Below are 12628 nucleotides of genomic sequence, written 5' to 3'. Positions count from 1 at the left end.
TAATGACACAGAAAAATGAATCTTACGGAGGCAATGATGAAAACAATTGGACTCATCGGAGGCATGAGCTGGGAGAGCACCGTGATGTACTATCAGATTATAAATGAGGTCGTAAAGGAACAACGAGGTGGACTGCATTCCGCAAAAATTTTGTTATACAGCGTGGACTTCCAAGAAATCGAAGAATGCCAGGCCGTTGGGAATTGGAACAAGAGCGCAGAAATTTTAGGAGATGTTGCCGTAAACCTTGAAAGGGGTGGTGCGGATTTTATCGTAATCTGCACCAATACGATGCATAAGGTTGCTCCAATCATTCAGCAAAGAATCCGTATTCCCATTATTCATATTGCAGATGCCACTTCGAAGAAGCTCATAGAAAGCGGCATAGATCACGTAGCTTTGCTTGGAACCAAATACACGCTGACTGAGGATTTCTACAAGGAAAAACTGATTGCAGCCGGCATTCATGTCCTGATTCCTGATGAAGATGACATACAACTTATCAACCATATCATTTATGACGAATTGTGCTTGGGTATTATTTCTCAACAATCCAAGAACGAATATTTGCGTGTGATCAACCAATTACAGAAGCAAGGTGCCCAGGGAGTCATACTTGGCTGTACAGAGATTGGTCTTCTTATTAAACAGGAAGATACGAATATCCCTGTTTTTGATACGACTCAGATTCATGGAACAACAGCAGCTCTATTTGCACTTGAAAAATAATCATTGATGTTTATTGTCGTGGGAGTTGCTGTTCGTTTCGTTCGATGTATAATGTTCATATGGGTTCATATAAATCCATTTGAGTTCATTATATGTCTTGAACAAGGAGAGAAGGATCATGCCAAGAATCAAAATTGAATTGCTGAATCGTGAACAGAATGTGAGGGTGGAAGGTGACCGTCATTCGCAATCCTCCCATGACCGCGTGATGGAGCGGGAAGACGAGGATTTCACTTATCTGGCTTGTCAACAGCTGGAGTACGCCGCCGGCGACAAATTTAGAATTACGACGGAGCACCCGAATCGGTATTTGGTGGTTCAGTTGGATGAGGCACTTTTTCCGTCCCTGGTATATGTCAAGGGCACCAGCTGGGAATACGAAATTCCATTGTCGTTCAAGCAAGCCTATCCAGAGAAGGCATTTACGGGGACAAAACATTATGTTTCGGTACGCTATGCGGCGGAAAGCGAAATTACCCAATATCGAAATCTGGCATTGAATACCCATGACCAGAAGCATGATTCCAACGTTTACCCGCATGCTCACGCCAACGTGGAAACCAGAAATGATCCTACCTTCTTTGCACGCAATGCGATCGACGGCATTTATGCCAACTGCAATCACGGCTCCTATCCGTATCAATCCTGGGGAATTAACCAGCAGGCGGATGCGGAGCTGACGCTGGATTTCGGGCGAACGGTTGAGCTTGACCGGATCGGTCTTGTTTTACGCGGCGATTTCCCTCATGACAGCTGGTGGAAGGAAGTCACGATTGCATTTTCCGACGGTTCAACGGAGCAGCTCTATCCCGTGAAAAGCCGAAGCATCCAGTATTTTGATATCCAACCCCGCAAAGTGGAATGGTTAGTCCTCAAACGATTGATCAAAGGCGATGAGGCGCTTTTTCCGGCATTAACACAGCTTGAGGCCTATGGCAAAAACGTAGACGTAACGGAGAAGTAAAGCAGAGTAAGGATTGGTGGATTCATAACCGTCGTAATTCATCCGGGGACGGTACGGATAATCCCAGAGCAATTGACAACCCTCAGCAACAAGGTATGATCAAATAGATATTAGTATTATGCCGAGGAGGGAATATGATGAATTCGACTCAACGCCAGGGAAGGCCGAATGTGCTGCTCATTACGGTCGATCAGATGCGCTTTGATTGCCTTAGCATAGCAGGTCACCCTGTGGTGGAAACGCCCAACCTGGACGAGCTTGCAAGGAGCGGCGTAAGGTTCAGCCGTGCGTATTCTGCCACACCCACCTGCGTACCTGCAAGAGCGGCGATCTTCACCGGCCAGTCTCAGCGCGCTCACGGCCGCGTCGGTTATCAAGACTGCGTCCCGTGGAATTACAAGGAGACGCTGCCTGGGGAATTGGCTAACGCCGGTTATCACACGCAGTGTATCGGTAAGATGCATGTTTACCCTGCACGCAATTTGCTGGGGTTCCACAACGTAATGCTTCACGATGGTTACCTGCATCACAACCGCAATAACCACGGCATTCCGATGCAGGAGCATTACGATCAAGTTGACGATTACTTGCAGTGGCTCAACGAGAGGGTGCCGGGCGCCGATATGACCGATCTTGGTTTGGACTGCAATTCATCAACCGTCGCTCGTCCTTGGCATTTGGCGGAAATGCAGCATCCAACCAACTGGGTGGTAACGCAGTCGATTGATTTTTTGCGGCGACGGGACCCCGGGAAGCCGTTCTTCCTGTGGATGTCATTCGTCAGGCCGCATCCTCCGTTCGACCCTCCGCAGGCCTACTTGAATCTGTATGAGGATGCCGATATTCCGGAGCCGCCGGTTGGCGATTGGGCGGAGACGGAGGACCCGGATCTTGCCGGATACTCCCCTATAACGGGGCGGGGGCTGGTCCCGAAACGCCGTCTGCGTAAAGCGATGGCTGCCTATTACGCCCTGATCACGCATATCGATCACCAAATCGGACGTTTTTTGCAATCATTAAACGAATATGGGGAGCTAGGCAACACGGTGATCCTGTTTACTTCCGATCATGGCGAGCTGCTGGGGGACCATCATTTATTCCGAAAGTCTCTTCCGTACGAAGGCAGCACCCGCGTGCCGTTTATCGTCAACGATCCCGGCAACCGTTTAGGCCTGAAGAGCGGCACGGTTTCAGATCATGTCGTGGAAATGCGGGACATCATGCCCTCGCTGCTGGAAGCGGCAGGCGTGCCTATACCGGAAACGGTCGAAGGCGAGAGCATCTGGAGACTAGCGTCAGCAGGAAGGGATGGAGGAAGCAAGCCGGATTGGCGTCCCCATCTTCATGGAGAGCACGCTCAAGGGCTTCAGTCCAATCATTGGGTTACCGACGGAAAGGAGAAATACATCTGGTTCTCCCAAACGGGCAAGGAGCAGTTCTTCGATCTGGTTGAAGATCCCAATGAGCTGCACAACGCGATCGGGGACGAAGATCGGCAGGAACGAATCCGGTATTGGCGTTCGGTCCTCATCCAAGAGCTTGAGGGACGCGAAGAGGGTTATACGGATGGCCAACAGCTGATCACCGGCCGAAAGCCGGTAGCCGTATTATCCCATATTTTGAAATAGCACGAGACCAGAATTACATTCAGAACCGATTAGGAGATAACATGCTAACGACACAACAGCTAAACGACATTGAGCGATTGCAAGCCGAGTGCGAACTTCATGACCATGTCCAATTAAAGCTGAATTGGGAAATGCTCAGAGAACGCAACATGGGGAATCTGGATTTTTTTCATTATGAGGAAAAGGAACTTGTAGCGTTTCTAGGGCTATATCCTTTTGGCTCGACCGTCGAAGTATGCGGCATGGTAAAGCCTGCCGAACGACGAAAGGGGCATTTCCAGCGATTGTTTCATCTCGGAATGGAACAGGTAAAACTCGCCGGATACAAGAAAATCTTGTTGAACGCGCCAGCGGGATCCGATGCGGCTAAGGCTTTTTTGCATCAAATAGGTGCGGAGCATGCTTTTTCGGAGCATCAAATGACGTGGCAGGAAATGCCGCTTGAGGATTCGGACGGTATTCTTCTGAGGCAGGCAACATGGGAAGATTATGAAACAAGCGTGCGTTTATCCGTGGAAGCATTCGGATTGGACGAAGAAGATGCCAGAGCGATGGAGAGCCATCATTTTGCTGATAATACGGGTATGTTCATGATTGACGTAAACGAAGAAACGGTCGGGAAGCTTCGAGTCAGCCGTGAAGAGGGGCAGGCGTGGATCTATGGTTTCTCCATATTGCCGGAGTATCAAGGCCGGGGAATAGGCAGAAAAGCGTTGCGACGAATCGTGAAGGAACAGAGCTCTGCCGGATACTCGGTGCACTTGGAAGTCGAAACGAAAAACGACCATGCGCTGAGGTTATACGAGTCGGTTGGATTTCAAGCAGTGCACGCACAAGATTATTATCAATATGAATGCAGAGGATAACAAAATAGATGTGCAAGAATAGTCGCCGTCATGGCGGCTTTTTTGATTTTCACGGCATCATTCAAATCTTATCGATGATCTATTGAGGTCTATTATTTCTGCCGATAAAGAATGGAGCATGCATATTTGATCTTTCAGGAGGAATTATCATGAAAAAAACAGTCATCCTGCTAACCAGCGCGGCCCTGATGTTTGCGACCGCCGCAGGCACGATCTCAGCCAAACCAAGCAACACGCCCCCCGGCAAGACAAGTAACGCGGCATCGCCAAAAGGACCAAAAGAAAAAGAAACTCGTAATGACAAGTTGCAAACCGAGGAAGTCGAGTCCTCTGATAAGTCCAGCCAAGTAGAAGACCAAGTTCAGGAATCCACAACGCCGGAAACAGAGCAAACAAACGATCCTTCCTCCGATAAAGTCGATTCCAAGAACAATGGTCACAAAGGATACAAAGGTTTACTAAATGCCATTCAAAACGTTGAGGATAAACCGGCAGGCGCCGTTCTAGTCAATATATTGCTTACCGAATATGCGGCCGAGTTAACGGACGAGCAACAAAAACAGCTTGAGGCCATTATTGAAAAGGACAAGGCGTTAGAAGCGGCAGCGGATATGCTCGAAACAAACGGCAGCGTGACTGAAGCCGTATATTTGCAAGAAGAAGCCATCAAAGCCAATTTTAAAAACCTGGATCTTTACAAAACCATGGGAAAGCTCAGTGAAAAGGCGGGTAAAAAGAATGGAGTTAAGCTGTATGTGAACGGCGAAGCTTCGGACACCGAACCGTTTGTTAAAAAAGGCAATACATATGTTCCTTTTCGCGCCATAGCCGAGGCTTTGGAGGCCGAGGTTATATGGAATCCTCAAAAGCGCTCCATCACCGTCTCGAAGGACGGAGTGAGCATCCAACTCCTGGTCGGCAGTAAAACAGCGACCGTCAATGGCAAGAAAATTTCGCTGAATGCCCCAGCTACTGTTACCAAGGGCAATACGTATGTGCCCGTACGCTTTATAAGCGAGGCCTTGAATGCAACCGTCAAGTGGGAATCGGAAAGTCAGACCGTTGTTGTCTATGAAGAGAAAGCAGAATAGGTGAATTTCTAAGCCGCTGATCCGGAATGAGATCAGCGGCTTTTTTCTATTCATAAAGTCTTTGATAAAGAAGGCCATTTCGTCTGTCGTAATGCTGAATGAGAATTAGCGCCATGCATGAAAGGCTAAATATGTATACCATATGTTAAATTTTTTCAGTGTCTTCTCCATTGTAAACGCTTTAATATCGATTTATGACCGACTGACAGGAGGGGAAGTTATGAAGTTTGCAGGACGTTTCTGCATGGTGTTATGGATTGTCGTCATCATGGTGTCGGCAGCCGGATGCATGGCGGGGAGGAACGGGGCCGACAGCAGAATGTCTCACCAACCGGAACGCCCGTTTGACAATGTGCGGATTACCGCATATATGGCTAAAAATCCGGTTGCGGACATCCTTCGCGCCCATCTTCCCGAATTTGAGAAGCAGACGGGTATCAAGGTGGATTTTCAAGCGTTGACCAATGAGCAGCTCAGCCAAAAGATGTTCGTACAGATGACGGTAGGTAGCGAAAGTCCCGATGTGTTCATGATCCGGCCGTTGGAAGAGCTAAGTCTGTATGAGAATAACGGCTGGTTAACGCCCTTGGAATCGTATGCCGTATCGGACCCGCGTTACGACTTCGCCGATTTCTCTTCAACGGCGCTGGAATCGGTAACGGTGAACGGGAAGCTGCTTGCCGTCCCGCTATCGACGGAGCAGCAGATTCTATACTATCGCAAGGACCTGCTTGAGAAAAAGGGGATCGAAGTCCCGCAGACCTTAGAAGAGCTGGAAGCAGCGGTTAAACAGGTGCATGATCCCGAGCATGGCATGTACGGATTTGTCGCTAGAGGGCAGCGAAGCGCTCTCGTAACCCAGCTATCGTCATTTGTATACTCTGAGGGCGGGAATTTTCTAAGTGCGGATAAAGCGGGATTGAACACAAAGGAAACGCTCAAGGGGATTCAGCGATACGTTAGACTGCTCGGAAACTATGGACCGCCCGATGCGCTCAGTTACAGCTGGCCGCAATCCGCAGATCTCTTTGCGCAAGGAAAGGCGGTATTTTTCACCGATGCCAGCGCGATCTACTCCCTGCTAGCGCAATCGGGATTAGCTAAGGAGAAGATCGGGTATGCGCTCTTTCCGGCAGGTGATGCCGGTCGCAAGCCGTACAGCACCACTGCATGGGCCATTGGCATCAATGCGAATTCTGCCCGCAAGGATGCTGCCTGGGCTTTCATCGAGTGGGCTTCGGGCAGGGACATGGTGCTGCAAGCCCAGAAGATCGGTAATCCGGGAGCACGGAGCTCGCTGTGGCATGACAAGGAAGGAATCTCCGGCTTTCCGGATGAGCTGATTCCGGTGATCAATGAATCCATTCCGATCGGAATGAGCTACGACCGTCCAAAAGTCATTCACGTGAAGGAAGCACGGGACATTATCGGCGGTATCGTGGTGAAGGGACTTATCGGTGAAGATGTCGGAGCTGCCGCGGAGTCGGCAAACGTCCAATTGCAAGAACTGATCGACAGCGAGAAGTAGAGCGAATCGCTCTGACACGGGGGTATGCATTTGATGAAGCGGTTAAGAACAAGTACGTTTGCGAAGCTTACGACATTGCTGGCGGTCCTGGTTATTCCCATTATTTTGCTGTATGCCTACTCCCATCAGGTCAGCATCAACGTCGTCCGTTCGGCTGTGGAGGAGGGCCAGCGGAACCGACTGACGTTTTTCATGAGTCAGATGGACACCATGATCGACCAGCTGACGAAATATTCGGTGATCGCGAGCAATGATGACGGGATTAAGAGTTATCTGGCAGAGCGCTCAGATAGCACTCCCATGGAACGAATCGACAGCCAGCAGCGGATCACGGATATGTTGAACATGCAGATTGCAACTAGCAGCTGGGACAGCCAAATCCTAATGTACCTGACGCAGTATCGTGAATTGCTGACAACCGACTTGTCGGCAAGGTATGATGCCGAATATTTGGCTCATGCCCATAAGCAGAACTGGACTTATCATCGGGATTCGCAAGGACAAGCTTTTTTTAGCTGGATGAGAACGTCCGCTTCTACGCAGGATCTGATCGTGGAGGTCCGTTTCACCGACCAGAATCTGGTCAATATGCTGAATCGGTTGAAACAGGACGGGGACAGCGAGCCATTCCTGTATGCACCTGACGGAACCGTTATTGCCAACAGCACATCGGTCGAAGAAACGATACAAATGGCCGCCGGCACCTTGAACGAATTGCAGCTTGGGGAAGAGGGCAGCCGAATCGTGCAATCGGGGCAGGGCAAATATGTAATGAATTACGTCTTGTCCAGCAGTTTGGGCTGGTATCTGGTGGATTTCGTCCGGCTGGACAGCGTATATTCCCCGATCACCTTAAGCAGCGCCCTCTTTTATATTTCCGTATCGCTCCTGCTTGTTCTTGTCTTACTGCTGACCTTGTTGTTGTACCGTAATGTCCAGCGTCCGATTTCCCGCCTGCTTCATGCGGTGAGAAGGATCAGGGACGGTCAATACATGACGCGCCTGAAGGATGTGCCGAAGAACGAATTCATGTATCTGTTTCACTCCTTCAACAACATGGCAGAGCAAATCGAGGAGCTCATCGAACGGGTGTACAAAGAGTCTTTGCGATCCAAGGAAGCCACGCTTAAGCAGCTCCAATCGCAAATTAACCCTCATTTCCTGTATAACTGCCTGTTCTACATCAAAAACATGGCCAATCTCGGCGAGAAGGAAGCTGTCGTGGCCATGGCCCTGAACTTGGGGGAGTATTACCGGTACACGACGCGACTGGAAAAACCGACCGCGCCCCTTGAAGAGGAAGTGAAGCTGGTTGACAATTATTTAACGATTCAGATGCTGCGGCTTCAGCGACTAACCTTCGAGATCGAGGTCCCTGACAGCATGATGCAGCTAGAGATTCCGCGACTTCTGCTCCAGCCTATCGTAGAGAATGCCGTCATCCATGGTGTTGAGGATCAGTTGGATTTCGCGATGATTCATATTTCCGGTGAAATCGAAGGAAGTCGTTGCAGGATCAGAATTGACAACAACGGCCAGGGCATGGAGGTTGGCATCATCGACAAGCTGAAGCAACAGGTCGAAGAGCCTTTGAACGATAGCGGGGGATTCGGTCTATGGAATATTCATCAGAGACTGGTCACCCGGTACGGCAAACATGCGGGCTTGACCTTTTCAGAATCGCCGTCAGGAGGACTCCGCGTCGAAATATGCTGGGAAATACCAAGTAGGGAAAGGGGGGATGACGATGTATACATTGCTGATCGTTGATGACGAAGCAAGCGTGGTAGAGGGGCTTGCGCATACGATACCTTGGCAGAAAATCGGGATCGAGGAGGTCCGCAAGGCATACTCCGCTTTCGAAGCGCTGGAAATACTGCAGACGCAGCCGGTCGACATCATGATTTCCGACATCACGATGCCGCGGATGAACGGTCTCGAGCTTGTCGAGATCACGAAATCGAAATGGAAGAATGTCAAAACGATCCTGCTGTCCGGGTATGCCGATTTTGCATACGCGAAGGAAGCCATTACGCTTGGCACTTATGAGTACCTGCTAAAACCCGTCAGCGACGAAGTCGTTCTGGAGAAAGTAGGCGGAGCAGTGGAATCGCTGCGGCAGGAGCGTGAATCCAGCGAAACCTATCATCGTGCGGTTCAGGCTTTTCGGGTTAATCTTCCACATATTCGAGGCGAATTCCTGAATCAGCTGCTTCAAGGCATGAAATCACCAAAGAACGTTTGGGCCGAAAAACTGGAGCTGCTTGAAATGAAATCCGCCATCGGAAACCAAGCGGCTTTGATGCTTGTACGTATGGAGGACCGTCTGACGGAAATGAGCCCCTATGACTCCTCCATCATAGAGTACGCGATCGGAAACATGGCGGACGAGATCTTCGGGGAACGGTTTCGATTGTGGCGATGCAGGGACATACATGGATATCTCGTCTTTTTTGTTTTTGAAAGCGATGATTCGGCGGCTAGGATGCACCCTTATGAGCATACGGAGGAGAATGAGCTCAAGCATTTCGCTGCACAGCTGCAGATGAATGTCAGCCGTTACCTGAAAGGAACAATCTCCGTCCTGATAGGAAAGCGAGGTTCCTTCCCGGAAGATGTCCGAAAGCTGTATCAAGACAGTCTTTTCGCTTTGCGCCGCCATATCGGCAGCCACAGTGATATGTTCGTTTTCGCAGAAGATGAGGAGGAGCTGCATCCGGTCCGTTCCTTGCAAAAATGTTATGAGCCTCCGCTGCTCCATCATCTGCTGGAATCCGGCAGTTGGAAGCAAATCCAAGAGAAACTTGAGCAGATCCTGAAGGAATTGTCGCTCGCGCACAGCCAATCGCAAGAGCATGTAATCGAAGCCTTTTTCTTTATATATTCCTCGCTAAGCGCATATGCGCACAAGAACGGACGCAGTCTTGCCGATATCGTCGGAGCGTCCCTTGCGGATATAACGGGACTCTCGCAATGCACGACTGCGGCCACGCTCGGCAAATGGGTGGGCCAAGTTCTGCCTCTACTGGAGTCAAGTGCCGAACAGGCAACGCGCAGCGACCGGAGCGCTGCCGTATCCCGGATGAAACGGTTCATACGGGATCATCTGTCTCAGGATATTTCCCTGCAAGCCATCGCGGACCATATGTATATGCATCCGGTTCACGTGTCCCGCCTCTTTAAATTGGAGACCGGATTCAACGTGAGTGATTATGTACTCCGGTTGAAAATGGAGCAAGCGGCCGAGCTGCTGGCCGACCACTCCTTGAAGAACTTCGAGATTGCCCTGAAGCTGGGATACCACAACCCGAATTATTTTATTCGGGTGTTCAAAAAGTATTATTCCGTGACGCCGCAAGAATACCGAAAGAGCTTGGAAACCGGAATGCCGTAATAAAGCCTGTAATACCGTCCGTTTTCAGCCATGCATTTGGGCTGGAATCGGGCTTTTTTTTGTTTAATTCGGCGCTGCTTTCGATTGCGGCATCATGTTAAGTAAGGAGAGCGGATGTTAAGCCTATATCATTTAACCCAGTTTATGAAGCCCTTACAATGAATGGTGTAAGGACATTCCACTATATGCTGAGGGGTGAAGATGATGAAGATGAAGAAAAACTCCATACGATGGGTAACGGCAGCTTTAGTCATGATATTGATGGCAGGATGCAGCGAAGGGGGAACGGGTGGCAGCGGATCAGGGGATGCCGAGCCTGGCAGGGAAACCCTGACATTCTGGATGAAGAAGCAGATGTTCGAAGAGCAAAACCAGATGATCCAAGAGAGGGCAAAACAGTTCGGGGAAGAGCATGGCGTGAATGTCAACGTGGAGTTTATTGCGTACGAGGACTTTTATCCGAAATGGTCGGCAGCCATCGAATCGGGTACTACACCGGACGTCTCCTTCTTCGGCTACCAGGAAGTCGGTCAATTCTATGCCAAGGACGTTCTTGAGGATGTTACCGATGTTGTGGGCAGCGTGGAGAACACAAACGGGGAAATACAGGACAGCCTGAAAACCTCCGTGACGTTCGAGGACAAGTTATACGGAGTGCCGTTCTGGACCGAGTCCACGGCTTTATACTATCGCAAGGACATGCTTCAGGCAGCCGGTTACAGCGAGCCGCCTGGAACCTGGGAGGAATTCCGCGAAATGGCGAAGGCACTCACGGATTCTTCCAAAGGGATATACGGCGCAGGACTCGGGTACGGGAAAGGCAATTCCGATGCCGAATGGCTGACCCGGGCGATCATCTGGTCCTACGGCGGTTCCCTCGATACCGAGGACGGCAAGAATGTAGCGGTGAATACGCCCGAAACTCTTCAGGCGGTTCAGTTGATCAGGGACATTTTCATCGAAGATAAGGTAACGCCTCCAAGCTCCATCGGATGGGATGACAGCGGCAACAACAAATCGTATTTAAGCGGCCAATCGGCCATGATCTTCAACGTCGGCAGCTTGGCTGCGACGATCAAGAACGATAATCCCGAATTGTACGAGAATACGGGGATCGCCATGCTGCCCGCAGGACCGAAGGGAGCGGTAGTGCCTGGCATTAGCAACAATCTAGGCATATTCAAGGCTTCTGCGAACAAGGAGCTTGCCAAATCCTTCATCGAATATATGACGGACAAAGCGTGGTACAGCCAGTGGGTGCAGAATGGAGCTCCATTGACCGGTCCGATTTATACGGACCTGGCAAACGAATCCGTATGGCAGGAGGAGAAGAACAAAGGATTCGTCGACTCCATCGCACATTTCGCTTTCCTTGGATACCCTGCGGAGTATAGCCCGAAGGCTGGAGAGATTTATAACCTTCGATATGTCAACGACGTCTTCCAAAAGATGCTTCTGGATTCCGGCTTCACGGCTCAACAAGCTGTGGACGAATTACAGAACAAGATCGAGGCGGTATACGCCAAGTAGGGTTATGACTTAACCGCGCGCAACAGGCTCCGCAGTCCGAATACAAGCATCGATGCAAGGTCCGTGGCTGCGGATGAGCCTGAGGCGTCAGAAAGAAGGTGCTCTCAATGAAAAGCTTGGAAGTCCAAACAACACCGGAGAAAACCCGGGCGCCTAGACTGGAACGAGGGGATACAAGCAGCAGGCTGGCTTATCTTCTCATGAGTCCGGTGCTAATATATTTGCTGGCTGTCATGGCGCTCCCTTTTTGCTGGGCGGTCTATCTTAGCTTGACGAATAAAGTGGTCGGCGTTCCCGAAACGTTCATCGGCCTGCGAAACTATACGGAGCTGTTTACCGATTCCGTGTTTTGGAAGGCGGTATGGAATACGGTTGTCTTTACGATGGTGGCCGTCATTTTGAAAGCGGTGTTCGGGATGATTATGGCGCTCGTGCTCAACGAGAATATCGTTGCTCGAAACTTTTTCAGGGTGATGCTGTTTCTTCCATGGACCATTCCGACGATCGTCTCCGTATTTACCTGGCAGTGGATTTATTCCGACGTCGGCGGCGTGCTGAATGCCATGCTCCTCAAAACAGGGCTCATCGACAGTCCCGTCGGCTGGTTGGCCACACCGGACCTGGCCATGTTCTCGGTCATTCTCGTCAACGTGTGGCGGGGCATTCCGTTCATGGGCATTGCCATATTGGCAGGCCTGCATACGGTGTCCAAAGAGATGTATGAAGCCGCTATGCTGGATGGAGCGGGAGCGATTAAGCGCTTTTTCTACATGACGCTCCCCTCGGTAAAAGAAGTGACCATTCTGTCTTCCGTCATCACCACCATCTGGACGCTGAACGACTTCGAGATTATCTGGCTGCTGACACGCGGCGGCCCGGACAACGGCACGCAGGTGCT

General features: G+C 50.3%; 10 protein-coding genes. All 10 read left to right on the top strand.

Annotated elements, in window-relative coordinates; translation table 11 throughout:
- The first annotated feature begins 36 nt into the window (after positions 1-36).
- Positions 37-729, top strand: coding sequence for an aspartate/glutamate racemase family protein (locus tag HMPREF9412_RS20760; protein ID WP_009593718.1), 693 nt, complete (start codon positions 37-39; stop codon positions 727-729).
- Between the two features lie 118 nt (positions 730-847).
- Positions 848-1693, top strand: coding sequence for a hypothetical protein (locus tag HMPREF9412_RS20755; protein WP_009593746.1), 846 nt, complete (start codon positions 848-850; stop codon positions 1691-1693).
- 137 nt (positions 1694-1830) lie between these two features.
- Positions 1831-3321, top strand: a complete 1491-nt coding sequence (locus HMPREF9412_RS20750; protein ID WP_036672938.1) for an arylsulfatase — start codon at positions 1831-1833, stop codon at positions 3319-3321.
- A gap of 41 nt (positions 3322-3362) precedes the next feature.
- Positions 3363-4187, top strand: coding sequence for a GNAT family N-acetyltransferase (locus HMPREF9412_RS20745; protein ID WP_009593711.1), 825 nt, complete (start codon positions 3363-3365; stop codon positions 4185-4187).
- A gap of 149 nt (positions 4188-4336) precedes the next feature.
- Positions 4337-5278, top strand: a complete 942-nt coding sequence (locus tag HMPREF9412_RS20740) for a copper amine oxidase N-terminal domain-containing protein (RefSeq protein ID WP_009593756.1) — start codon at positions 4337-4339, stop codon at positions 5276-5278.
- Between the two features lie 220 nt (positions 5279-5498).
- Complete coding sequence (locus HMPREF9412_RS20735; RefSeq protein ID WP_009593737.1) at positions 5499-6806, top strand: ABC transporter substrate-binding protein; 1308 nt, start codon at positions 5499-5501, stop codon at positions 6804-6806.
- Between the two features lie 33 nt (positions 6807-6839).
- Positions 6840-8576 (top strand): sensor histidine kinase, encoded by a 1737-nt coding sequence (locus tag HMPREF9412_RS20730; RefSeq protein ID WP_009593708.1) that lies wholly within the window; start codon positions 6840-6842, stop codon positions 8574-8576.
- Entirely contained in the window at positions 8554-10200 is a 1647-nt protein-coding gene (locus HMPREF9412_RS20725; RefSeq protein ID WP_009593705.1) for a response regulator, read from the top strand. Before HMPREF9412_RS20730 ends, HMPREF9412_RS20725 begins: the two co-directional genes overlap by 23 nt.
- A gap of 201 nt (positions 10201-10401) precedes the next feature.
- Positions 10402-11730: an ABC transporter substrate-binding protein gene (locus tag HMPREF9412_RS20720; protein ID WP_009593700.1), complete on the top strand. Its 1329-nt coding sequence runs from the start codon at positions 10402-10404 to the stop codon at positions 11728-11730.
- A gap of 107 nt (positions 11731-11837) precedes the next feature.
- Positions 11838-12628, top strand: a 791-nt coding sequence (locus HMPREF9412_RS20715; RefSeq protein WP_009593712.1) for a carbohydrate ABC transporter permease, incomplete at its 3' end; no start/stop codon positions are given.

The sequence above is a fragment of the Paenibacillus sp. HGF5 genome (assembly GCF_000204455.1).
GTDB classification, from domain to species: Bacteria; Bacillota; Bacilli; order Paenibacillales; family Paenibacillaceae; genus Paenibacillus_AQ; species Paenibacillus_AQ lautus_A.
Note: the sequence above shows the minus strand (reverse complement) of the source record. Positions and strands in the feature narration are given on the sequence as shown.

Excerpts from the sequence above, each read along its gene's own strand:
- HMPREF9412_RS20760 (WP_009593718.1), top strand. The coding sequence starts at position 37 with ATGAAAACAATTGGACTCATCGGAGGCATGAGCTGGGAGAGCACCGTG.
- HMPREF9412_RS20755 (WP_009593746.1), top strand. The coding sequence starts at position 848 with ATGCCAAGAATCAAAATTGAATTGCTGAATCGTGAACAGAATGTGAGG.
- HMPREF9412_RS20750 (WP_036672938.1), top strand. The coding sequence starts at position 1,831 with ATGAATTCGACTCAACGCCAGGGAAGGCCGAATGTGCTGCTCATTACG.
- HMPREF9412_RS20745 (WP_009593711.1), top strand. The coding sequence starts at position 3,363 with ATGCTAACGACACAACAGCTAAACGACATTGAGCGATTGCAAGCCGAG.
- HMPREF9412_RS20740 (WP_009593756.1), top strand. The coding sequence starts at position 4,337 with ATGAAAAAAACAGTCATCCTGCTAACCAGCGCGGCCCTGATGTTTGCG.
- HMPREF9412_RS20735 (WP_009593737.1), top strand. The coding sequence starts at position 5,499 with ATGAAGTTTGCAGGACGTTTCTGCATGGTGTTATGGATTGTCGTCATC.
- HMPREF9412_RS20730 (WP_009593708.1), top strand. The coding sequence starts at position 6,840 with ATGAAGCGGTTAAGAACAAGTACGTTTGCGAAGCTTACGACATTGCTG.
- HMPREF9412_RS20725 (WP_009593705.1), top strand. The coding sequence starts at position 8,554 with ATGTATACATTGCTGATCGTTGATGACGAAGCAAGCGTGGTAGAGGGG.
- HMPREF9412_RS20720 (WP_009593700.1), top strand. The coding sequence starts at position 10,402 with ATGATGAAGATGAAGAAAAACTCCATACGATGGGTAACGGCAGCTTTA.